27 protein-coding genes are annotated in these 24,337 nt (G+C 31.3%); 26 read left to right on the forward strand and 1 reads right to left on the reverse strand.

Translation table 11 applies throughout. The features are described 5' to 3' along the window. The first annotated feature begins 65 nt into the window (after positions 1 to 65). The 10 genes from HYG84_RS11045 (at position 66) to HYG84_RS11085 (ending at position 6,294) form a co-directional block, all read left to right on the forward strand. Positions 66 to 617: a type 1 glutamine amidotransferase family protein gene (locus tag HYG84_RS11045; RefSeq protein WP_249168595.1), complete on the forward strand. Its 552-nt coding sequence runs from the start codon at positions 66 to 68 to the stop codon at positions 615 to 617. A gap of 381 nt (positions 618 to 998) precedes the next feature. Then, on the forward strand, positions 999 to 1,445 hold the full coding sequence (locus tag HYG84_RS11050; RefSeq protein ID WP_212377084.1) for a GNAT family N-acetyltransferase: 447 nt from the start codon (positions 999 to 1,001) through the stop codon (positions 1,443 to 1,445). Between the two features lie 124 nt (positions 1,446 to 1,569). Next, a complete protein-coding gene (locus HYG84_RS11055; RefSeq protein WP_212377087.1) occupies positions 1,570 to 2,421 on the forward strand; it encodes a hypothetical protein in 852 nt (283 codons plus the stop codon). 302 nt (positions 2,422 to 2,723) lie between these two features. Next, a complete protein-coding gene (locus HYG84_RS11060; protein WP_212377090.1) occupies positions 2,724 to 3,203 on the forward strand; it encodes a tetratricopeptide repeat protein in 480 nt (159 codons plus the stop codon). An 81-nt stretch (positions 3,204 to 3,284) separates the two neighbouring features. Then, on the forward strand, positions 3,285 to 3,473 hold the full coding sequence (locus HYG84_RS20365) for a zeta toxin family protein (protein ID WP_249168596.1): 189 nt from the start codon (positions 3,285 to 3,287) through the stop codon (positions 3,471 to 3,473). Continuing rightward, positions 3,464 to 3,817: a hypothetical protein gene (locus HYG84_RS11065; RefSeq protein ID WP_249168597.1), complete on the forward strand. Its 354-nt coding sequence runs from the start codon at positions 3,464 to 3,466 to the stop codon at positions 3,815 to 3,817. The genes HYG84_RS20365 and HYG84_RS11065 overlap by 10 nt, the downstream gene beginning before the upstream one ends. An 89-nt stretch (positions 3,818 to 3,906) precedes the next feature. Next, positions 3,907 to 4,308 (forward strand): hypothetical protein, encoded by a 402-nt coding sequence (locus HYG84_RS11070; RefSeq protein ID WP_212377093.1) that lies wholly within the window; start codon positions 3,907 to 3,909, stop codon positions 4,306 to 4,308. 74 nt (positions 4,309 to 4,382) lie between these two features. After that, the gene (locus tag HYG84_RS11075; RefSeq protein ID WP_212377096.1) at positions 4,383 to 5,093 is read left to right on the forward strand and encodes a 4Fe-4S double cluster binding domain-containing protein; all 711 of its coding nucleotides are present in this window, start codon (positions 4,383 to 4,385) and stop codon (positions 5,091 to 5,093) included. 348 nt (positions 5,094 to 5,441) lie between these two features. Beyond that, positions 5,442 to 5,831 carry a hypothetical protein gene (locus HYG84_RS11080; protein WP_212377099.1) on the forward strand — a complete coding sequence of 130 codons (390 nt, stop codon included), beginning with the start codon at positions 5,442 to 5,444 and terminating at the stop codon, positions 5,829 to 5,831. A 79-nt stretch (positions 5,832 to 5,910) separates the two neighbouring features. Then, entirely contained in the window at positions 5,911 to 6,294 is a 384-nt protein-coding gene (locus tag HYG84_RS11085; RefSeq protein ID WP_212377102.1) for a hypothetical protein, read from the forward strand. An 88-nt stretch (positions 6,295 to 6,382) separates the two neighbouring features. Here HYG84_RS11085 and HYG84_RS11090 read toward each other — a convergent pair whose 3' ends face one another. Further along, on the reverse strand, positions 6,383 to 6,619 hold the full coding sequence (locus tag HYG84_RS11090; protein WP_330655626.1) for a superoxide dismutase family protein: 237 nt from the start codon (positions 6,617 to 6,619) through the stop codon (positions 6,383 to 6,385). A 557-nt stretch (positions 6,620 to 7,176) separates the two neighbouring features. Here HYG84_RS11090 and HYG84_RS11095 point away from each other — a divergent pair. The 16 genes from HYG84_RS11095 to HYG84_RS11165 all read left to right on the forward strand — a co-directional run bounded on the left by HYG84_RS11095 (position 7,177) and on the right by HYG84_RS11165 (position 24,335). Beyond that, complete coding sequence (locus HYG84_RS11095; protein WP_212377105.1) at positions 7,177 to 9,507, forward strand: restriction endonuclease; 2,331 nt, start codon at positions 7,177 to 7,179, stop codon at positions 9,505 to 9,507. Positions 9,508 to 9,741: 234 nt separating this feature from the next. Further along, positions 9,742 to 10,581 carry a radical SAM protein gene (locus HYG84_RS11100; RefSeq protein ID WP_212377108.1) on the forward strand — a complete coding sequence of 280 codons (840 nt, stop codon included), beginning with the start codon at positions 9,742 to 9,744 and terminating at the stop codon, positions 10,579 to 10,581. Between the two features lie 12 nt (positions 10,582 to 10,593). Further along, a complete protein-coding gene (locus HYG84_RS20885) occupies positions 10,594 to 10,674 on the forward strand; it encodes a hypothetical protein (RefSeq protein WP_442860810.1) in 81 nt (26 codons plus the stop codon). Between the two features lie 225 nt (positions 10,675 to 10,899). Then, positions 10,900 to 11,694, forward strand: coding sequence for a ParA family protein (locus HYG84_RS11105; RefSeq protein ID WP_212377111.1), 795 nt, complete (start codon positions 10,900 to 10,902; stop codon positions 11,692 to 11,694). 2 nt (positions 11,695 to 11,696) lie between these two features. Continuing rightward, complete coding sequence (locus tag HYG84_RS11110; RefSeq protein WP_212377114.1) at positions 11,697 to 12,686, forward strand: ParB/RepB/Spo0J family partition protein; 990 nt, start codon at positions 11,697 to 11,699, stop codon at positions 12,684 to 12,686. 159 nt (positions 12,687 to 12,845) lie between these two features. Further along, the gene (locus HYG84_RS11115; RefSeq protein WP_212377117.1) at positions 12,846 to 13,148 is read left to right on the forward strand and encodes a hypothetical protein; all 303 of its coding nucleotides are present in this window, start codon (positions 12,846 to 12,848) and stop codon (positions 13,146 to 13,148) included. An 80-nt stretch (positions 13,149 to 13,228) separates the two neighbouring features. Then, positions 13,229 to 13,663, forward strand: coding sequence for a DUF6075 family protein (locus HYG84_RS11120; protein WP_212377119.1), 435 nt, complete (start codon positions 13,229 to 13,231; stop codon positions 13,661 to 13,663). An 81-nt stretch (positions 13,664 to 13,744) separates the two neighbouring features. Further along, positions 13,745 to 14,731, forward strand: coding sequence for a DUF3991 and toprim domain-containing protein (locus HYG84_RS11125; RefSeq protein ID WP_212377123.1), 987 nt, complete (start codon positions 13,745 to 13,747; stop codon positions 14,729 to 14,731). A 153-nt stretch (positions 14,732 to 14,884) separates the two neighbouring features. Next, positions 14,885 to 15,913 carry an ArdC family protein gene (locus tag HYG84_RS11130; RefSeq protein WP_212377126.1) on the forward strand — a complete coding sequence of 343 codons (1,029 nt, stop codon included), beginning with the start codon at positions 14,885 to 14,887 and terminating at the stop codon, positions 15,911 to 15,913. Positions 15,914 to 15,955: 42 nt separating this feature from the next. Then, on the forward strand, positions 15,956 to 16,120 hold the full coding sequence (locus HYG84_RS11135; RefSeq protein ID WP_212377129.1) for a hypothetical protein: 165 nt from the start codon (positions 15,956 to 15,958) through the stop codon (positions 16,118 to 16,120). Between the two features lie 118 nt (positions 16,121 to 16,238). Further along, positions 16,239 to 16,637 (forward strand): plasmid mobilization protein, encoded by a 399-nt coding sequence (locus HYG84_RS11140; protein ID WP_249168598.1) that lies wholly within the window; start codon positions 16,239 to 16,241, stop codon positions 16,635 to 16,637. Next, complete coding sequence (locus HYG84_RS11145; protein ID WP_212377132.1) at positions 16,586 to 17,860, forward strand: relaxase/mobilization nuclease domain-containing protein; 1,275 nt, start codon at positions 16,586 to 16,588, stop codon at positions 17,858 to 17,860. The genes HYG84_RS11140 and HYG84_RS11145 overlap by 52 nt, the downstream gene beginning before the upstream one ends. Then, positions 17,838 to 19,559 carry a hypothetical protein gene (locus HYG84_RS11150; protein WP_212377136.1) on the forward strand — a complete coding sequence of 574 codons (1,722 nt, stop codon included), beginning with the start codon at positions 17,838 to 17,840 and terminating at the stop codon, positions 19,557 to 19,559. Before HYG84_RS11145 ends, HYG84_RS11150 begins: the two co-directional genes overlap by 23 nt. Further along, positions 19,543 to 23,298: a hypothetical protein gene (locus tag HYG84_RS11155; RefSeq protein WP_212377139.1), complete on the forward strand. Its 3,756-nt coding sequence runs from the start codon at positions 19,543 to 19,545 to the stop codon at positions 23,296 to 23,298. The genes HYG84_RS11150 and HYG84_RS11155 overlap by 17 nt, the downstream gene beginning before the upstream one ends. A gap of 60 nt (positions 23,299 to 23,358) precedes the next feature. Beyond that, positions 23,359 to 23,880, forward strand: a complete 522-nt coding sequence (locus tag HYG84_RS11160; RefSeq protein ID WP_212377141.1) for a prepilin peptidase — start codon at positions 23,359 to 23,361, stop codon at positions 23,878 to 23,880. Between the two features lie 98 nt (positions 23,881 to 23,978). Beyond that, entirely contained in the window at positions 23,979 to 24,335 is a 357-nt protein-coding gene (locus HYG84_RS11165; protein ID WP_212377144.1) for a single-stranded DNA-binding protein, read from the forward strand. Positions 24,336 to 24,337 lie beyond the last annotated feature (2 nt).

Here is a 24,337-nt window from a genome sequence, read left to right on the forward strand (position 1 = left end):
TATTTTAGCCTTCCTAAAGACAGGAGGATATGATGAATAATATTAAAAATGAAGTACTGATTGTATTGACAGAACGATGGAATGATTGGGAAGCAAGTTATGCCATTGCAGTTGCCAATTCTTTTTCAGATTATGTGGTTAAAACAATTGCAGTTGATGATGTTCCGAAGACATCAATGGGCGGCATCAATGCGTCTATTGACTACAATATAAATGATTATCAGAATTTCAATAACCTTGCCATGGTTATTCTCCCAGGTGGTCTTTCGTGGGAAGAAAATGATTATAGGGAAATTGCAGAGTTTATTAAGAAGCTCATGGAATTACACATTCCTATAGCCGCTATTTGTGGATCAACTACTTTCTTATGCAAGCATGGGTTACTTGATAATGTAAAGCATACAGGAGACAGCCTAGAATTATTTCAAAAACAAAAAGGATATAGGGGAGAAGCGTTTTATATCCATGCGCAGGTGGTTGTTGACAATAAAGTTATCACTGCAAATGAAACTGCTGCTGTTGAATTTGCTTATGAAATTTTTAAAATATTAGAGATTGACAGTGACGAAGAAATGGCGCAATGGTATGATAACTTTAAAAATGGTGCAATTCGCTAGAATGTGAGTAAAATCATATCGACAAATTCCAATTTATCTAAGAAATTAGATAAAATTTAATATGAATAATTTTAATATTTAACGTCGCAAGTGAAAAAATGAACAACTTATAAAAATGCCGTATTATTCAGAAATGGATTTTGCGGTATTTTTATGTCACATTTCAAGATTTAGCTGTAATTAATGAAGAAAATGTGACGTAATTAATAAGATTAAAAATGTGAATAATGTTCTTTGAAGACTGAATAATACGGTATTAAAATCAGAAAAATACTACAATAATATAGAAAATATGGTATAATTTCCTTGTCAGATAAATCGGATTAGATGAATTATGCTCAGCTAAGACTGTACATAAAACAATAAGGGGGGAGGTAACGAGTGGGATATAGTTTGCGGCCAATTACTGTTGACGATAAGAACTTTATTTATGATGTCAAAAAATCCTCTAATTATGAGTATATTAATCGCATATGGGGATGGGATGAGGATTATCAAAGAAGAGACTTTGATTCGGATTTCAATGACAATTTTAACGATTTTTGTATTATATGTGTTAATGGTTCTGATGTTGGATTTCTACAAACAAATACTACAATTAACAGTGTTAATATTACTGAAATACATATCATCCCCACATTTCAGGGAAAAAGAATAGGCAAAAATATTTTACAAGATATAATTTCAAAAGCATTATCAGAGGATAAGACCATAACGATAGGTTGTTTTAAAGAAAATGAAGGCGGTAAAAGATTATATCTACAATTAGGATTTAGTATAATAAAAACAACTGCTACTCATTATGAATTTCAGTACATAGAAAAATGAGGATTTTTTTATAATTTTAGTAGATTCGTACAATCTTTTTTAGACGCAACAGTAAAAAATTATGTACTAAATGCGAATAAACTAAACATAAATTTAAGGATTAATACCAAAGGAGATATAAACAATGATAAAAACAATTCAAAGATTAGATGAAGTAATGGATTTTGCATGGGAGTTGAGTCAGAATAAATTGCATGCCAGTTATCCGAGGTTAAATTCAATAGAGAGGATTAAAGAAGAGCTTGAAAAAGCCATCAATTTGGAGAACCGTAATATAATAGCCTATTATCATCAAGATGTACTATGCGGAGTTTGTTTTTATTTTTGGATAAGTGATGAAAAATATGCACAAACATCAGGATTTTTAATAAGGGAGAATTATGACCAAATTGCAGATGAGTTTATTAATCATATAAGTAAGCAGTTGCCAGGATATGAACTATTCATAGGTGTACCATTTACTAATAAAAATGCAAATGAATATTTTAAGGAAAAGAATATTGAGTGTGAAAATAGTCTTGTTACAAGAATATGTAATTTAGAGCCTCGTACAAATCAAAGATATGATTGTATAGAGGAAATTAACAAAAACAATTTTGAAGAATATGCTGTATTCCATGACAAATATGCCATCCCTACAGGGACATATTTTAATAGTAAAAATTTGCGAAAGGAAATAGAACGCTTTCGAATATTTGCCTTTAGACAAGATGGGGAGATACATGGTAGTATTTTTGTTAAAGCAGGTAAAGATATTTCGGATGTAATTGGATTATTTATTGATGAGGAATATAAAAATAAAGGTATTGAAAGTATCTTAATAAATGAAATGCTGACGCAATTATACAATGAATTTGGTGCAATAAAGGAAATTTTATATTTTATCGATGAAGATTCTACTGATGAATTTAATTTGGCATTAATTGCAGGCTTTGAGATTAAAGAAAAGTATAGATTGTATAAATGTATACTTTAGTTCGTAACTTTTATATTAGATGTAATAAGGATAAAAACACGAATAACTATTTAAAGTACCGTATTACTCAGAAATGAATTGTGCGGTATTTTTTATGTCGCATTTTAAGATTTAACTGCCACTAATGAAGAAAATACGACATAGATATTAAATTTTAACTGGAAGTAATGTTCTTTGAAAACTGAATAATACGGTATTATGAAGTGAAAATGTAATATAATAATACGGAAAATATGGTATAATTTTCTTGTTAGATAGATCAGATTAGTAGAATATTACGTAACACTAAGGGGCGATTAATTTTGAAGCAATTAGAAATAGCAATTGAATTAAGGAAAGAAGGAAAACTACAAGAATCAAATGAAATTTTAATAAATCTTGCAAATGCACATCCCAACGATTCAATAATTAACTATCAGTGTGCATGGAGTTTTGATGCTTTGGGTTTAGAGAAAAATGCAGTACTGTATTATGAAAAAGCTATTTCGATTGGACTGCCTGATAAGGAACTGCGGGATGCCTTTTTAGGTTTAGGAAGTACATATAGAGTACTAGGGCAATATAAAAAATCAAAAGAGGTATTTGAGAAAGGTTTGGCTAAGTTTACACAAGATAGAGCTATTAAAGTTTTCTATGCAATGACTTTATACAACTTAAATGAATATTCTAGAGCAATGGAAATTTTACTATATAATTTAGCTCAAACATCTTCAGACGATAACATAAAGAATTATAAAAAAGCAATAGAATTTTATTCTAATAAGCTAGATGAAATATGGTAATTTTAATAAACATTATATTTTTTAGACGTAACAGTAGAATATGACGAATTAGTGAATTACAAAACACTATGGAGGGTTGATATGGAAAAGGCAATATATGTAATTACTGGTGTTATGGCTTCTGGAAAATCAACTATTGCTGAAGCTTTGGCAAAAAGTCTAGACAAATGTGTTCATCTACGAGGCGATGTTTTTAGGAAGATGATTATTACTGGTAGAGAGGAATGTGTGAGTATCCAAATAAAGAGGCTTTACATCAATTGGATATGAGATATTCTATTACCGCAAAAGTAGCCATAGAGTATTATAATAATGGTTTTTCTGTTGTTGTACAGGGCAATTTCCTTGGAGAAAAGCTTTTATACTTTATAGAACTTTTAAAGGAGTACCCGGCTTATGTTATTGTATTAAATCCTGATATTAAATCTATTGAGCAACGTGAACAAAAGAGAGACAAAAAAGGATATGTCGGTTTTACAGTTGAAAGTCTATACAATATTTTCATTGAAGAAACACCTAAAATTGGTCTTTGGTTAGACACTACGAATATGTCTATAGAAGAAGCAGTTAATGAAATCCTAACAAGAGCTGATAATGAAGCGAAATATAAATAATTTATGCTTAGCTGCTACGTATTATTATTATATTGTTCATCAGTAAAATATAGTGAACAAGGATAAGTAAATAAAGGGTGGTGAGAGAAATGAAATTTGGTAACTTTGATATAGATTGTGATATTGTAGCTACACAAAAATATCGTGACTATTACAATGAAAAATGCGAATGCGAAGAATGTGGCTATTTTAGAAATAATTTTAATATATACTATCCTAAGATTGTTGAAATTCTTTCGTGGTTTGGTATTGATATTATGTATCCGTTGGAAATAATGGATTTGGGAATAGACAGAGATAAAAACAAAATAGAATATAGCGTATATTATTCGGTAAAAGGGAAACTTCCAATTGATAAGATTGAACATATAGATGATGAAGTATCTTTTATCTTAAGGAATTGGAATATAGCGAGTGAATCATATTCTAATACAGGAATGATAGCACCATATTTTATTGTGGAAGTGTCAAATATCTTTTTACCTTATTAATTCACATTATTGCAAATTAAGCGTCATAATTATTCAAATCCAATAATTAATTATAGATGAAATGGGGGATACGAGTGGATTACTTAAGCACAGAAATCAGAAAAAGGCTTATTGAAAAAGGTGCCTCAATGGTAGGATTTGCGGACTTAAAAGACATTCCTGAAAACCAAAGAGAGGGTTATAGGTATGGAATCTCAATTGCAGTAGCATTGGATCCATCTATAATTGCTGGAATAGGGAATGGACCAACAAAAGATTATTATGATGAATATATAAGGAAAAATAACCTTCTAGATGAACTTGATGAATATGCAGCGGAGATTATAAAATCCAATGGATTTAGAGCGATACCTAAGGTAAGGAAAAGTGTAACCACAGATGAAACAATCTTAAAAACTACTTTACCGCATAAAACAGTAGCAACTAGAGCAGGAATTGGATGGATTGGAAAGTGTGCTTTACTTGTTACAAAAGAGTTTGGTTCAGCTGTAAGGTTGTCCAGTGTGTTAACTGATGCAGAATTAGAGGTGGGATTACCAATAAATGAATCAAAATGCGGGGCTTGCAATATGTGTGAAAATTTATGTCCAGCTAATGCCGTGTTAGGAGTTAATTGGAATGTAAATATGGATAGAGATAACTATTTTAATGCTTTTAAGTGCAGAAATGAAGCGGGAAAAAGAAGTGATAAACTTGGAGTAACGGAAACAATTTGTGGAAAGTGCATATTGGTCTGTCCTTGGACACAGAGATATTTAAAGCTAAAAGAAAATAAATCAGTATAAAAAAATTAAGAATATATACATCATAGCAAACTTATTTATGAGTATAAAGGTTTTACTCTATGATTAGCTTAAAAACAATACTTATATTAAACTTCATGATTATAAAACTAAATATTCAAACAAAATACCGTATCATTCAGAACTGAATATGCGGTATTTTTTATGTCGCATTACAAGATTTAGATGCAACTAATGAAGATATCGTGAATTAAATAATGTTATTTGAAAACTGAATAATAAGGTATTTAAAAGCTAAGAATTTGCTATAGCAATGTAGAAAATATGGTATAATTTTCTTGCGAGATAAATCAGATTAAGTAGAAAAATTTCAAAATAGGAGGTTATTAATTGCTCAAGAATGGATTTTTTATAAAAATATCTATACTTATATTAACAATAATCTTATTCATTATTATGATTATGATATCAAATTTTATTGTTTTCTATCAGAGATACAGTGATAGTCAAAATTTAGCATCAATGTTATTTGGAGGTATATTAGGAACCCTTTTAGGATTGATTGTAAGAATTGGACTAACATTAATGTTTTGGTATCTGTATAAGATTAAGTATCCAGATGAGAAGTGTAACCAAAGAATCGGGAAAAAGATAGTAGCTTCTTTCTTATTTTTAAGTATTACGTCAGCAGTGTATTTGAGTGCTGGAATGCCATTAATATTCATTATTTGTACTCTAGTAATGATAATAAGAGAACAAAAAAAGTGCTATGTAGCGTAGAAAAAAGAGATAAGAATATTATACGTCGTTTGATATAATGTTTGTAGAAAAAAATGAAATATTTTAGGAGGTGAAAATATTGCTTAAAATCAAACTAGAAGACTTCATAAAGATATTAAGTAGTGATGTTTTAAAAAGTAATTCTTGTATTGAAATGAACTTTTGCATTGATAATGCTGTAGAGTATGAAGATTGCTGGATGGGCAAAATGCCGGATAATGATACTATCAATAAAGAAATATATTGGTATGGGTTGGTTGAAGATGGCTCACAATCGTATAATTATGCTTGCTTTGAAGAGATTTTAAATGCAAAAGTATTTAATAATAAGAGCATATGCGATATTTGGGAAAGAGTTACATGGTACTCATTAGATGGATGTAATATAGAAGAAATGCTACAATATTACATTGATGATGATTTGGGAAGACCAATAAGGTCTGCACCTAAAGGTATTAAGTAGAAATAAGTAAACTACTTCTAGTATTGCATTAAAGAAATAATTTCTTTGATGCAATACTAGAAGTAATAGATTCTTCTTTTTTATATAATTAGTACCATCTAATTACTCCACAAGCCAATCTTTTACCCGAATTACCAGCAGGCTGTGTCCGATAGTCATCGGGACTTTCGTGAATTATAACTGTTTTTCCTACAACATCTGCTACATTAAATTTATTAGTATAAAACCACATTCTTGCTACCCCATCATTGGAAAATAAGACTGGGAAGTCTCCTGCATGATTTCCATGAGGGAGTGTATACTCATTGGAGGATATATTATATATATTTACTTAGAGTTTTAATATCGAGGAGATTCGGTATTTTTTATTTTATGATATCGCATAATTCGACAAAATATATATGGAAATTGATGTATAATGTAGGTAATTTAAGAACTTTGTTGTGTAATATTTAATAATATAAAAACAATCTAATACTCAAAATGTAAACACAGATAACTAAGAAATTAATTTTATAATATATTTTAGAATGATGAAAAAGTATTATATTAATCTACAATATAAGTAAATATTTAGAAATTTGGGTTTGTGAGTAGTAACAAATATTATATATAAAGTGAACTTGGTGTCGGTAATGAAATGTTAGGTGTCATATCAATATGAGTAGGGATCTGGAGTTTTAGTTCGTTATAATTATAAATTACAAACTATTGAAGTAAAGCATAATAATCAGAATATCAAACTGCAGAGTATAGCAATAATGATAAGCTAAAATCTATTTTTCGCCCTAGCATTTTATTAAAAATTAAAGAATCAGAAGAAAAATACATCATGATAATGGTACATAGAATTGGGGGGGCAGAATGTATAATTATTATAATTTGAATGACGTAGAATTTGAAGCCCTATGTAAAGATGTGATGGAAAAAAAACTGTCAACAAATTTGCGCTTATTTGCTAAAGGTCGCGATGGCGGCATTGATCTTACTAATAATGCAATTACGCATGACTTTATTATTCAGGTAAAACACTATATAGGAAGTAAATTTTCCAATCTTAGGATTACTTTAAAAAACGAAATTAACAATGTCCAAAAATGGAAACCAAAACAATATTATGTTTGCTGTGGCATGCACCTTACTGATGCCAATATTAGTGAAATCTATAATATGTTTTCTGAATTTATGGATTCAGACAAAAATATTATTTCCCTAAGAGAAATAGATGAATTCCTACAAAAGCCCGAAAATATTGACGTTGTAAGAAAGCATTATAAGTTGTGGTTATATGCTTCAAATATATTGAATGAAATATTTAACCAAAACATTTTTATTGATTGTGAAGCACTTTTTAATGACATTGAGGAAGAAAGTAAATATTTTGTGCAAACTGAAATATATAATCAATGCTTGGAGCACTTGGATAAAAATGGACTATTAATGATAACGGGCGGCCCTGGCGTTGGAAAAACCACTACCTCAAAAATGTTGGTTTTATATTTTTCTGTACAAGGGTACAGAGTAAGATACACCACTAATGGAGATATGACCGACATTAAAAATTCTTTGTCAAGTGATAAAGATTCCAAAGAAATTGTCTTGCTAGATGATTGCCTAGGCCAGCATTATTTTAATATGAAAAATACCCAAGAGGGTGAATTGCTTTCATTGATAAAGTTCGTAAAATTATTTAAAAATAAGAAAATAATATTAAACTCAAGAATTACAATTTTTAATGAAGCTAAAGATAGATCTTATGAGTTTAAGATGTTTTTTCAAGAGAAAAAAATTAGAAATCATACTATTAATATGGAGGATATAACTCCTCTAGAAAAAGCAAAAATTTTCTATAATCATTTAATTTATAAACGTATACCAAAGGAATATTATGAGGCTATCAAAAGAAACAAAAAATATTTTAAAATAGTGCATCACAGTAATTATACTCCACGAATAATAGAGCATGTCACTTATAGAACTAATTATTTAAAAGTGGCTCCAGAGAGCTATTTTGACTACATATTCGAAAGTTTATCCCACCCGCATGATATATGGAAAAATGAATTTGAGAGACGGCTTAAAGAAGTGGATAGGGCATTTATTTCTACATTGTATTCTTTGACCGACACCACAGTTCAATATAGTGTACTAAAAGAATGCTTTGATGAACGCTTATTAAAAATGAAGAATGTAGATTATACAATAAATAATTATGAATCTATATTGACCCGTTTAAACCAATCAATAATAAACCTAGTTGACAATAAAAGAACAATGCATGTAGGCGTAATTAATCCTTCTGTAAATGATTATATGAAGACTGTATTTAGCGATAATATGCTGGAACTAAATGAAGTGAGGGATTCAATTAAACACTTTAGTCAATTTGAACGTTGCTATGCAAAAGAGGATTTACCTAACATTTTCTTTCAGCTTATAGCCAGTGAAGAAATATTTAGCATTGAGTTCTTCTCTCAAGATGAGAAGAACTATTTTATAGTAGCAAATATTTGCCAATATGAAATAAGGCAACAGCACTATAAACAAACCATTATTGATTATTTAAATAATGCATATGGATATTACTATCTGCCATCTAGTGAATGGTTACCGCATATTAAAACTTTAGAAATTTTACTTAATGATAATCTATATTCGTATTACTCATTGTCTTCATTTATTTCAGATGAATGCTGCATTAACAATCTTTTTATGGATTTAGACCTAAATGAATTAATTGCTACCATAAATCTTTTGTCCCAATGCTATCGAAGAAATGATATTGAAGTTTCGTGGTTTAAACCGTTATGCAAAATAGCAATAACTAATGCTATTGCTTCACAGGTGGAGAATGTAGATGCTAGTGAATACTGTGAAAATTATGACATTCAAGATTTGGTTAACGAAAATACTAAAATGTACTATTACGGAGATCACGAAGATATGGAAATTGATAGAGATGCAATCACACAGACATTGGAAAAATGGGTAGCGGAAGATATAGAAAATGAAATAATAGAAAAGCTTTCGGAATTAGACGAAACAATTTCCATTCATACAGATAAACTGATTAAAAAAAATCTTAGTTTGGATGGGTTTGATAGTATTATAGATTCTTGCTTTGAACCTGATTACGATTACGATGAATATCATGGTAGCGATGGAACTGGACAGGAATATATTTCTGATATTGAGGCAGTATTTGAAAGATAACTGGAACTGAAGTGGCTAGTTGGGAACCTAGTATCATTTGACATACTAATAATCAAATCCGACATTCATGTATCAAGTAATAGGTTTTTAAAATATATATACAATATATGTATTATATGTGATATTTTATAAATTATGTTATAATGAGTGTTATCTGAAAGCTATATCAAAATGAGATGAAAAAATTATTTATATTTGATGTACAGAACTATTATAAGCATGAGGGGAGAATAAATGGATATAAAAGAGAAAATTATACAAGTTAAGGACTTTCTAACAAAATCCAATTTACCTGCAAGTGATTATGTTATCAATCCTTATATTGGGTGTCCACATGCTTGTAAATACTGCTATGCTTGTTTTATGAAGCGATTTACAGGGCATATGGAAAAATGGGGAACATTTGTTGATATTAAACAGTGTGATAAGCCCATAAGTCTGAAAAAGTTGCAAAATAAATCTGTTTTTCTTTCTTCTGTGACAGATTGCTATAATTGTTTTGAAGAAAAATATTTAGTTACGAGAAAAATATTAGAACAATTAATACATATAGAATGCTCCATTGGAATTGCTACAAAATCCCAACTTATTCTAAGAGATATTGATTTGTTAAAAAAGTGCAAAGATTTAAAGGTGTCTATCTCTATAAATACATTGGATGAAAATTTTAAAGATGATATGGATAATGCAAGTAGCATTAGCGACAGGCTTCACACATTAAAAGAATTACATAATCAAGGAATTTATACAGTATTATTTATGTCACCAATCTTTCCGTATATTACAGATTTTAAAAGGATTATAGAAAAAACCCATACTTATGTTGATGAATATTGGTTTGAAAATCTAAACCTGAGAGGGGAATATAAGCAAAAAATATTAGACTATATTGATGTAAACTATCCAAACCTATATAGTGAATATGAAAAAATATATATTAAGAGTGAGAAAAAATACTGGAGAGATTTATCTATAGAAATAGAAAATTATTGCAATAAAAATGGCATAAAATACATTAATTATTTTTATCATGAAGAATTAGTTAAAGAGAAGCTACATAATCAACGTGCATAATATAATGAGTATATTGAATCATGGTATAACAGAAAAAGGATTCATAGTTCACTAAATTATTTGACTCCAGAAGCAGTACATAGTGTTGCTTAAGTGGATCAAAAAAAGTTAAACTTTTTGTGTCTATGATATTGACCTAAGTCCACGGAACTGTCTCAAAACGAATATTTATAAATTTTAAATGAATAAAAACCATATATAAAAGAAGAGTTAAACTTCTTTTATATATGGTTTTTATATAAACAGGCTGTCTTATGCATTAGGAGATAGCCCCTTTTTTATTTATTGAAATACAGATTACAAAAGGAGGAAATCAAATTGAAAAACAAAATAACTGCAATAGTAAACCAGAAGGGCGGAGTTGGAAAAACAACTACCGCCCTTAATTTATCGTATGCACTATCAGAAGAAGGAAAGAAAGTACTGCTTATAGATTTTGATCCACAAGCTAGTTTAACAGTAGCATTAGGGCATAACGGAGAAAATATCTGTAATATACAAACTTTGATGGCAGGAGAAATCGAAGAATCTAAGGTTGAAGGGGAGTATGTTATAAAAATCAAAGATAACTTAGATCTTATTCCAGGAACTTTAGATTTAGCAGGAATAGAAATATCTTTAGTAAATGTAATGAGCAGAGAAATGATTTTAAAACAAGTAATTAAGAAGATAGAAAATGATTACGATTATATTATAATAGATTGTTCTCCTAGCCTTGGTATGCTTACTATAAATGCGCTGGCAGCTTGCAACAGTATTATTATACCAGTAACTCCTGAATATCTTTCAGCCAAAGGATTGGGGCTTCTGATCAGCAGTATAAACAAAATCAAAAAAAGAATTAATACTAATATAGAAATAGATGGAATTCTAATCACAATGATGAATGAAAGAACCAACTTATCAAAAGAGATGATAAAAGCATTGAATGAATCTGTTGAATTCGTAAAAAGCAAGTTTAATTTAAATATGAAAATATTTGAAAGTAAAATACCTGTATCAGTTAAAACTGGTGAAGCAATACTTAACAGAAAAAGTATAATAGAATATGAACCTAAAAATAAGGTGTCAGAGGCATATCAATATTTTGCATGGGAATGGAGTGAAAACTAAAAATGGCAAAGCCTAATGTAATAAATTTGAATGACTTATTTGGGACTGATGAAGGTGATATACTAGAGAGCTCAGATGTTGGAATAAAGGAGGTTTACTTATATAAGCTGATCCCTTTTAGAAATCATCCGTTTAAACTATATGAAGGACAACGTTTACAAGATATGATTGAAAGTATTAAGGAGCATGGAGTAATAACACCTATTATAGTAAGACCTATGGCTGTACAAGAAGAGCAGTATGAAATACTTTCAGGACATAATAGGGCAAATGCTGCTAAGATTGTAGGATTAGAAAAAATACCGGCGGTAATTAAAGAAGGATTAACTGATGAAGAAGCTATGCTCATAGTTACAGAAACCAATTTAATACAAAGATCCTTTGCTGATTTATCTCATTCTGAAAGAGCTAGGGTATTAGTTGAACATTATAATGCGATCAAACATCAAGGGAAGAAAATAGATTTAATAAATGAAATTGAAACATTATCAAACACTGATAATTTCAATGAAAACTCAGATTCGTCGCAACTTGCGACGAAAGGTAGGACAGATGCAAAAGTAGGTGAAAATTATAACCTTTCAAAAGATACAGTGGCACGATATTTAAAAATTGATGCTTTGATTAAGGAATTAAAATCTAGATTAGACAAGGAAGAAATTCCTTTTATAGCAGCGGTAAACTTATCATTTCTTAAAGTAGACGAGCAGAATATTATAGAAGAAATATTGAAGGAGAAAAATTTCAAGGTAGATATGAAAAAGGCTGAGATATTAAAATCATTTTCACAAGGTAGAAATCTTAATTATGATAAAGCCCATGAAGTTCTATCAGGAAAATATTTTGATAAGCCTAAAAAGGCAAAGTCTTTTAAATTAAAACCTAAGTTGGTAAGTAAATATTTTAATGAAAATCAGACTCAAAAAGAAATTGAAGAAATTATAGAAAATGCTTTGGAAATATACTTTTCAAAAAAAGATGAGATTGAGTAAGTATTTTTGCAAATGAAATGAAGTTAGAACAATAAAAAATAATAGGGAGTAATAAATATGGATAGCTACATTTTGGCTATCTATTTTTTATTGTCTAAACAGACAGAGGATCGACATAAGAATAGTCAAAGTAAACAATTTTATTTTGGAGGGATTTGCATGAAAAATAATATATTAAGTAAAGGAGACATTATAAAAACATCTCTTTCTGACTCTACTATGGTACTAAAAGTTCACGAGGATGAAGCCATATTATTCAGTGGGAGGCAATTTGTGGTAGCCCATGGAATAGAGATAGAAAATGGGAAACTTTTTTGGCGTCAAGGAGATTATTATGATGAACTTGATGAGCTGTTGAGCAGTAGATTTAAGAAGAATCAAGAAGGAGAAAATGAAAAAAGGCAGCATGATATTGATATTAATGAAGAACTAGAAAATGATGAAGATGAATTGGAGTTTTAAACAGGTCCAATCTGAGCAGGTAGACAAATTTTGTTTACTTGTTCTTTTTTTAAAATTAAAATAGAAATGGAGGAATAAAAATGAAATTTTCAAGCAGAAAACACGCTTCAAATTTTAATGAGTTAATAAAAGAAGATAATACACACCCAAAGGACAGAGAAAGACAAGCTCTGTTTTATATTGTAGCTGGAAATGATGATTTATACAAAAAAAGAAATGCCATTTATGATTTTAGAGAGAATAGTATAGAACCTGAATGTTTGACCAATGGGAAAATAGATTTTTCCACAAGCTCCAAAGCATTAATACGCTTAGGTTTTAACTTATACAATGGTTATAACGATAATGCCATCTCTCCAATAGATATTTTCTATAGCTTAGATAAAGAAAATTACAACTTAGCAATGTGTGCAGTTGATCTTAGATTTGGAAAGGACATTGTTAGAATGGAATATGATTCGGAGTTCAAACACGAAGAAGAGCTAGAGAACGATGAAGATGAGCTTGAACTATAAATAGCTCCCATTTGAGCAGGTAGACTAATTTTGTTTACTTGCTCTTTTTTTATAAAAATATTAGTAATTGGAGGTATATTAATGGCATATGAAAAGCGTAGATTTACAGAAGATCAGATTCAGCTTGCTAGCGACACTAATTTACTTGAATATGCAAAACAATTTTTTGAAGTTAAGAAAGTTGGAAACAACTCATATAAAATAGATGGCTTTGGTGGACTTCATATAAATCCAGAGGAAAATAAATGGAACTGTTTTTCTCAGGGCAAAGGAGGTGGAGCAATACAATTTGTAATGTTCACAGAGAATAAATCATGGGTGGAAGCAGTGAAGCAGCTTTTAGGAATCTCTTCTGATTTAAAAAATATCCGTATGAGGAATCATAACATTGAAATAAAAGATAGGCCAAAAGAAAAGATTTTACTTCCCAAGAAAAATAATACTTACAAACATATGATGGCGTATCTTATTAAAACAAGAAAAATAGATAAAGGTATCGTCTATAAATTGATAAAAGAAAAGAAATTATATGAAGATCAGTATAAAAATTGTGTTTTTGTAGGTCATGATAATAAAGGAGCAGTAAAATATGCCAGTATACGAGGAACAAATACCAATATGGATAGATTCAGAGGTGATGTAAAAAATTCTGATAAAGCCTATAGTTTTTCTATTGAAGGTGGCGAAGGTGATGATAAAATATTTGTTTTTGAATCACCGATAGATGCTATGAGTTATTTAACCATTCATAAAGTGAAGAGTAATAATCAAGAGTTTAGAGGACATGTATTATCCTTAGGTGGATTATCGGATAAAGCATTGGAAAGATATTTAAATCAATATTCTGATATAAAAGAGATCAATCTATGCCTAGATAATGATAGTGAAGGAATTGTAGTTGCGAATCGATTAAGAGAAGAATATAAAAGTAAATTTACCGTGAACATACAGTACCCTACAGGAAAAGATTATAATGATGATCTGCGAAGCTTAGCTACACCAAATAAAAAAATAAAAAAAGAATTTGGAGAGAGAGATACAGAGGAGGAAGAGGAGCTAGAACTATAGCACTTCTTCTTTTTTTATCAATAAAAATCAATCGGAATGGAGGTTAATAGTTTGATACCAAATAAAGAGAAGGAAAATGAAACTCTGATTATATTCATTGATATAGAAACGATTTCTGAAGAAGAAGTAATGGAAGATGTGGAGGATTAGGATATGAATAAAAAAGTAAAGGAACATCGTGAAAAATTAGCGGATACATTTATCAAATCTTTGGAAGAAAATCAGTTGGATTGGAAAAAAGAGTGGAAAGGACCATCCATGATTCCAGAGAATGGTGCCAGTAATAAGAAGTATAAGGGTATTAATAAATTTTGGTTAGCTATGGTAGCAATGAATAAGGGATTTCATGACCCAAGATGGTGTACATTCAAGCAGATACAAGATAAAGGCTGGAAATTAAATAAAGGGGCAAAAGGTGAAAAGGTAGAGTATTGGATGCCATTTGATAGGGCAGCAAAAAAGAGTATTACATGGGATGAATTTAGAAAACGAAAAATAGCAAAGGATCAAAGTGTTGTTTTATCAACAAAATATTATACTGTATTCAACGGACAAGATATTAAAGGAATACCACCAGTACCCCTACTCAAAATTAATGATATTACACCGGATGAAATCATAGCTAAATTATCTCAAAACATGGGAGTAGAAATCATGAATGATGGTAATGATCGGGCATTTTATAGACCAGGTGAAGATAAAATCCACCTACCAAAACCAGAATACTTTGAAACGGATTATGCATATAATGCTACAGCTTTGCATGAATTAGCTCATTCTACAGGAGCAGCACATAGATTAGACAGAAATATTATGAACATGTTTGGTTCAAGTGATTATGCATATGAAGAATTGATAGCAGAAATCACATCCTGCTTCATGAGTATAAATTTGCAAGCAGAACAAGATGATACTCGTATAGACAACCATAAAGCCTATGTGCAAAGCTGGATCAAAGCAATCAAGGAAAAACCGGATACCTTAATTAAAGCCATACGAGAAGCTGAGAAAACAGCGAGTTATATGGAATATAAAGCAGAATTAATCAGTGAAAAAGAGTACTTAGTGGTGCAGAACAGCTCCATGGAAGTTAAAGAAATGGATGTAGTTAAAGACCGAAAAGAATCATCAAATGATTTTAGTATAGAAGACATGTATGAAGAAGATGAACTTGAGCTATAGATAGCTAAAAGATTTAAAAATAACCATTGAGGAGGCGAAGAAATGTATGTAAGAGAAGTGAATTTTAGGGGTGCTTTCTCTTTAATTATTTTTCTTTTTCAATATCCCAATACTTCTCTTTTAGAGAAGGCGAGATTCCTATTTGTCGGACTTCGCCCTCCAAATAGCCCGCAAGAATGGGATATTCATCCTATTCTTGCTTATTAAATATTCGGGAAGTATCCCGAACCCTCTAAAATATTGAAGGAGGTTTTTATTATAAAGGAGTTGGAACTATTAAAAATAAATGTTGAGTGTAAAAATTGCCGGTGGTCTATAAATAATAATGGTAAATGCACAGGCAGAGTTAATTGGAAGATCCCATGTGCTGTATTTAAAAATTCTAAATGAGGTGATGGTTATTGAAAATAAAACGATAAGAATAAGTTTCAGAGTATCTGAAAGAGAGCATACGAAAATAGTGAATAAAGTAAATCGATCGAATTTAAGCTTAAGTCAGTATTTAAGGTCCAGTTCTTTAGATAAAAATATAGTCGTAATAGAAGATTTTAAGAATTTTTCAAAGGAGCTTAAGGCTATTGGCAATAATTTGAATCAGCTAAATGTACTTTGTCATCAAGGGAAGATTACTTGCCCAGATATATCTATAACTAGGAAAAAGGTAGAAGAAATATGGGAATTGTTAAATTTATTAATGGATCAAACAAAAAAATCCAAGGATTAGTTAGAGCGATAGATTACATCGTTGATGAAAATAAAACCGAAATATTTATACTTAAAAATCTAAATGAAAATGACAGACAAAATATGGAGCTAAACAATACAAAGGGCACTTGGCAATATAATCTATTTACTACAGTAAAAGAGAATATGGAAGTATCAAGAAGCAGAGAAGAATTTATTAAGAATATGAATGCATTAGGATATAAAGTTAAATGGGATAGTAGCCATAAATATATAACATTCACAACACCTGATGGACATATGCGTAGAAACAATAAACTGTACCCTGTCGAGGCTTTTACTAAAGATGCGATGCAGAGAAAATTCAGCATAAACAAAAGTAATTTTGAGAAGGGTATAGAATTTGAACGGAATGAGAATGAATCTAAAAATATACCTAAGTTAGATAAAGAAATGATATTTGTAGAGAAATTAATATCTGAAGATAAAGGTAATAGGGCAATAAATTATATCACAAGAGATGATAAGACCAGTGCAAAATTAATAACAGGTATAAATTGTAGTCCAGAGTCAGCGCTTAATGAAATGATGCTTACTAAGAAAATGTTTAATAAAACAGAAGGGAGACAGTTCATACATTTCGTACATTCATTTCATGATCACGAGGATATCAGCCCTGAATTAGCACATGAGATTTCTCTAAAACTTATAGCACAAGAAAAATTTAAAGGATTTGAAATATTAGCTGCAACCCATACAGATGAAGATCATTTGCATACTCATTTTATTTTAAATACCGTAAATAGTGAAACAGGTATGAAATGGCAGCAGAGCATTAAGGAAGTAAAAGAGTTAATAAAATTCTCCAATAGACTGTGTGAGGAATATGGACTTAAATATAGTTATTCTAATAAGAAGAAAAAATCTTATACAAAATTAGAAACAATTGGAGAACGTAAAGCTAAGGAAGAAGGGAGGAGCTGGAAACAGGAACTTCAGCTTGCTGCTAAAAGTGTGCTTAAGTATTCAACTAGTAAGGAAGAATTTATTAGAAACATGAATCAACTAGGGTATGAGGTTAAGTGGGATAGTACTGATGATAGAATTACATTTATTACTTCGAATGGAAGGCCCTGCAGGAATACAAACTTATATCCACCAAAAACTTTTAGTAAAGAAGCTATGGAGCAAAGGTTTAGTATCAATAAACAATTCGAAAACAGCAAACAAGAACTTCAGCATGAAGGAAAGCGTAAGTTTTAAGGTTAAGGAAATTAAACCACCAGTAATTGACGTTTCAGGAGATATAAAAGATTCCAACATCAATATTATTCATCTAGGAGATCCAGTTGAGATTAAAACAGATGTATATGATATCAACGACCCTTCAGAGGAGCACCCAAATGGTTTTGATGTAGTAGAAGAAAGTTGGAAGTTTATTAAGAAATCTACTGGACAAGTTGTTATGTCAGGAACAGGGGCTTTGAATGAAGATGAATTTATATTTAAAAAAGGCGTGTTCCAAACTGAAGAATACTATACACTAAGAACTACAGCATATAATGAGTTCAGGCCAATACGAAGAACCGAAAAGGATGTTGAAATATATGTAGAGAACCTGCCACCACAAGTCGAGCTTAAAATTATAAGTGAAGATGGGGAAGCTCCTACATTTGCGAAAGAAGAATTTGATGTAGTTGTAGATGCGAAAGACGGTGATGGCTGGATTAGCTTTGTTAGCTTAGAGCCACTAGAAAATTATCCTGGTCTTAACTTTTTGGGACAAACAACAGTAATTCCTTTATGGAACGAAACCTATCAAGCTAAGTACAGATATGTAAGTGATCTACCAAATATATTAACTTTTAGAGCAACTGCAATTGATGATAAAGGGCTTGAAACGGTACTTGATTTTAAAGAAGTAATTGCAGAACCAACACTTTATGCAGATATTCAAATTATTGATGAATATAACATACAGAAAAAAGTCTATAGATATATAAATCTTGATTTTACAGGCAGCTATAGTGATGCACCTTTCCCATTAGATCACACTAAGAGTAAGATTAAATATAGATTTAATGATGGAGAATGGAAGAATATCGACAACATAGGAAATTATAACGATGATAATATAAGAATCCACTACCCTAAATATCCTGTTAAAGATGGCTTAGAAATGTATGCTAAGAAAGACGGTAAATTTGAGTTTGCATTACAGGTCTTTGATACAAAAGGCTTTGACAGCGATGAAGTATATAAGAGTATAGAGATCATTCCCGATGAAGCACCTGTTATTAATTACGAGATTGAGAGTATGCAGCATAGAATAACAGAAAATGATGTTAGGGACTATAAAGATAGGTCTAAAGCGATAACAGCAAAAAACATCGATAAGGGCTATATAAAAGTAATAGACAAATCTAAATCCAACGATGGAGATAAATTAAGAGGAAAAGTATTCTACCTTGTATACGATGTAGCCAATGATGGAACCGACAACGATTTAGAACATATGGTAATCGTTACGGAAGATCCTGTTAATGGCCATGATTCAGAAACGGAAATCGTTCTTAACTTAGAAGAAAGTAATATCGTGAAGGTTAAGGATATAAACAATGTAATACTAACGTTTTTAACGCAAGTAGACGGTTTAGGAGAGTATTATATAAAAGCAAAGGTACAGGAAGAAATAACACAGTTACCGTCAACAAGTTCACCATTATACAATGAAATATTAGAGCATGAACTTTCAACTATTAGTGATTATTCCAATGTTTTCATTGACAACTTAATACCAACGATTACTTTTGAGATCGGTATAGACAGAGAAATTAATGTTATTGTGCATTACGACGATTATATTCCTACTGACATGCAGAATAAAATCAATGAGCTAGTGGCAAACCTTGAAAGCAGAGGGCTGAAGGTGAGGTTGACAAAATATGAAAACAAATACTAAGAAAAAATTAAGTATAAAGCTATTAACAATGTTATTGATATTTCAAATCGTTTTCGCAGTTAATATAAATTCAGTTTATGCTGGAAGTGTATATGGCTATAGTGATTATTACAACAAAAAAACTGGTATGGGGGAATGGTCTGAAGGCTATAGAGCCACTCATTACGGTAGTTTGGGAACTATGAATCAGTTGGGTTTTTCCTTCCGTCCAACGTCAACATCTGCCCCAGGTCTTGGGCGGTATAAAATAACCAAAGTTGTGATAGATTTAGGAATAGGGTCATCAGATGCTTCGTATCAACTTTCAACGGATTGGGGGACATTCAATTTACGAAAAGCGACAAGCAGGGATGAAGAAAATTATAGTGCTACAGTTACACTTAATAAGATTGTAGATTTTGTTGACAGAAGGGATGAAGCATATTTCAGCCTGAGAGCATATGGGTCATCGAATAATCCATTTGGAGATTCAGTATATGGTACTGTACACTATGAATATTTAGGCCCAGCCGAGGAACCAAACACACCACCTGTAGTTTCAATCATTCAGCCTAGTAATGGACAAAGCTTTTTAAAATATCAAAAACCGACTTTGAAGTATAATTCCTATGACATTGATGGTAACACAATGACAGGTACAACTTCCGTTTATTTCAATGGGGGTTCACAAACCATAGACGTTACAACAGGAATACGAAATGCCCAAACAACAACGGTTGATATATCCGACTCCGTTTGGAAAAGCTTACCTTCAAATACAGACTTGAATTTTAGAGTTATGCTGAACGATGGAAAAGACATCGATCTACAGAGTATTAGTATACAAAAGCTTAATAATCTACCTAGTGTTACCATCACAGATCCAACACAAGCTCTAACACTTAGAACGGATCAGCCACCTACAATTAAGGCTAGGGTAAGCGATTCCGATGGTGACGTATTAAGTGCAACGCTTCAATATTTAGACGGAAGTACATGGAGGGATGCAGTAACAAATAGTAACCTTGCAAGTGGTCAAACCACATCACTTCTGATACCTAATTCGGTATGGCAAAGCCTTAGTTTTAATCGAGAATATCAGTTTAGGGTGAAGGTGAATGATGGAGATTCTGATAGTTATTCGGACAATGTGGCTAGAGCAACAAAAACCAATACAGCACCAAACGTGGCCATATTAAAGCCAGTACAGAATGAAAAGATGTTTTGGGGTTACTTGCCTTTCAGTTGGCAAATAAGCGACATAGACAACGACAACATAAGCCTTAAAATATGGACAGATACACCTAATATTGTTAATAATGGGGTGCTATATAGCGGATCGATTGGTAAGATGCCATACACAAACAATTATCTAAGTAGAGCATACCTACCTTTAGGAAAGCACAACATATTTTTTGAGTTTAAAGACGGATTCCATACGGTAGAAAGAAGTGTCCCTATCAATATCGAGGATATTGCCAATATCCATATTAACGACAATGATACGTTCTATATCCCTATATTCAATATGGAGAAAAGCGATATATACTACCGAAGAATAAACAATGCCTTAGATGCGAAGAAATATATATTCAATGTGCTAGAGCTTCCTGTTAATCAAAACTTTGTTAGAAATATTCAGGGAGTAGAAAACGTGACAGGAGATAGCGATTATACCAATAATGGAAACAGACTATTTACGTTAGACGCATTAAACGTACAAAAAGTAGCCGATTGGATTTACAGTAAGGTTAATTCTGCTGATAATCCACTTATTAAGGTAGTAGAAACAGGTAACACAATCACACTTAAAAATATAGAGTTTAGCGATGAAGAAAACGACTATACAACTACAGTTCCAGTTCCGAGGGGCAAAGATAGACAGTTCAAGTTTGAACATTATCCCCAGGTTTACGAAAACGCTGATAGTGAAATAACTTTCAACGGACAGTGGCTCATGGACGATACCTTCACCATATTTGACAGAAATCCAGTTACAAGGGATGGCGAAGATATTACGATAACTCTAAGCAAATCAGGAAGATACATAGTATCGGCTAAAGAGAAAGATCATATATTAAATCCTGCGGGACTTGATTTTTCAAAGGAAAGTAAGCCTAAAGATGTAGAATTGTATGCACACCGTAGACCTGTGGCCAAGATCTCCTACATAGACAATGGAAATGACACATTAAATCTTGAAAGTAAGAGCTACGACCTAGATTTTGAAACTAGAGCAGATAAGGGTATACAACAGGAAATATGGCAGTATAGATATGTAGCTTACGATGATACTATAGTTCAAGATTGGCGACCTATTACAAGCCTTAAAAACTTTGCACCGAATATCCTGTACAAGACCGATATTCGATTAACTGTGAAGGACTATGGAGCTAGATTGGATTTAGTAAATGATGGGGAGCTAACGGACACAGATATCATCACAATCGATGCAATGGGGAAACCTCCAATCGCAGAATTTGAGTATAAAGTAGGTACGACTTTAGCGAACTCTGTAATGGCTGATGGTGAGGTTTACAAGGGGAATGTAGGCCATGAAACCCTACAGCTTGATCCAAGCTACACCATATGGAATGACTTCTTTGGAAAAGTAACGACACGATTAATTACCTGGACAAAAAATCAAGCTCAATTAAATACTGAAATTCCAACCAGTAATTTCTTAACTACTAGGCTAACAGTAAGGAATAAGTATAATTTAACAGACTCAATTACAAAGTCTGTAAATGTGAAAGATATAAAGATTAATAATAGTTCCCAAGTCGTTAATAACAACAAGCATTTTAACGTATCAATTAACTTAGCATCAACTTCTAGCATGGACAAATGGGGTAATTTTAGGATTGTCGTAACATCCAATGACTTAGACAATACCAATTTTGAATTGAATAATGTATTTTCTAATAAGTACACCAGGGATGGAATAATTGTTAATGACAGAAATAAGGATCAGAAGTTAGATTATACAGTTAGCGTTTATAGCAGAAGGACGGGAGAACTTCTATCTAGAGAAAATTACTCGATGATACTTAACAGGCCACCGACAGTAGATATAAGTATAAGCCCAAGCAAGCTATATGAAGGAGACAGTGGAAGGGTTGGAATATTAGCTGAAGATCCGGATTTAGATAATCTACATTTAGAGGTAAGACATAGGGTGAATAATGGCCAGTGGAAAACTATATGGACTAAGAGTGATGTTCCTTCGGGAAAAGAGGAGAGCTTCAACATTGATAAATTAGTAGAAGGATATAATGAACTAATGGTAATAGCAACAGACCCTCATAGTGCCACTGGAACAGACTCAATTGGATTTAATGTACTTCCAATAAGAGTATATGGAAACTTAAGACCTAATCCGGCCATGGCTGGAGATAAGGTTTATTTTTCTATCACTACAGAAGGTTATGTAGATAGTATAGAAATTGTAGTGCCTAATGATATAGTTTCTAAAGATAATCGATCGTCTATGGGATATTCCTCAGTTAAGTATCCATTAAGGTATAATGTTAACGGTTCTTTAGAAATTAAAGAGGATATATTTGATTATATCGTTTGGATAAGTACAGATCTTACTTTAGATAAAAATAATAACAGGATAAGGGAACCGTATAGATTTATAGTTCGGGCCTATAAAGAAGACATTATGAGAGAAACAGAGCTAGAATTAGATATAAAAGGCGATGTTAGAGAGCTGCTGAAGCCAGGAATAAAAAATAAGTATGGTAATAAAAAATAAATATATTAAGAATATGCTCCTTGTTTAACAAGGGGCATATTGTCTTATATAGGAAATGGTATGAGAGAATTATATAGGGATTACTTAAAACCTTTAAGTATTAGGTGGAAGATACTTTTAATTGTTCTATTGATTATGGTTAATATGGCTAATTTACTTATAAGGGCTTCTTTAGACAAAATACTAATATGCAATGTTTTGGTTGTAATTACGATACTGGATATTAGGTATTTGAAAATACCTAATGCTTTAATTGTATTTTTACTGGGATTATCAGTGTCAAGCATTGCTATTGTAGGAGACATTAATTCTATTATTTCTAGAATTTTAGCTTTCTTTTCAATATCTGTATTGATGGTAATTTACTCTCTAGTCAGTGGAATAGGAGGTGGGGATGTTAAGTTAATTTCTGTTTTAAGTCTCATATTTGGTTTTAAAGAAACATTTCTTATATTTGCTTTATCTACAATTCTAGGAGCTGTAGCAAGTTTATTTTTAATCTTAATCAAGAAAGTAAAATTAAATACAAAGGTACCTTTAAGTCCATTTATTGTAGTTGTAACTATGTTTTTTCTACATTGACTGATGGTGGAAGGTAATACAAGAAAAGGAGCTGGAAATTTAGCTTCTTTTTTCATTTTTAATAATGATAATTATAAAAAAACAAGGAGGACGTTAGTATGAACAAAGTCATGTTATTAGGAAGGTTAGTAAAAGATGTAGAGCTGAGATACTCACAGGGTGGGAATCCTGTCGCTGTAGGTAAGTATACCTTAGCTGTCAATCGTCAATTTAAAAAGGAAGGTGAACCGGAGGCAGACTTTATAAACATCATTGTTTTTGGTAAAGCTGCAGAGTTTGCAGAAAAGTACTTTAAAAAAGGTCAGAAGATTGTTGTAGTGGGTAGATTGCAGGTTAGGAATTATGAAAATGAAGAAGGTAGAAAAAATTTCTTTACTGAGGTTATCGTAGATGAACAATATTTCGCGGGAAATAAAAAAGATAAATCTTCTGATGATGGAACTGAGGTGAAGTAGAG

The sequence above is a fragment of the Alkaliphilus sp. B6464 genome (genome assembly GCF_018141165.1).
Classification (GTDB): domain Bacteria; phylum Bacillota; class Clostridia; order Peptostreptococcales; family Natronincolaceae; genus Alkaliphilus_B.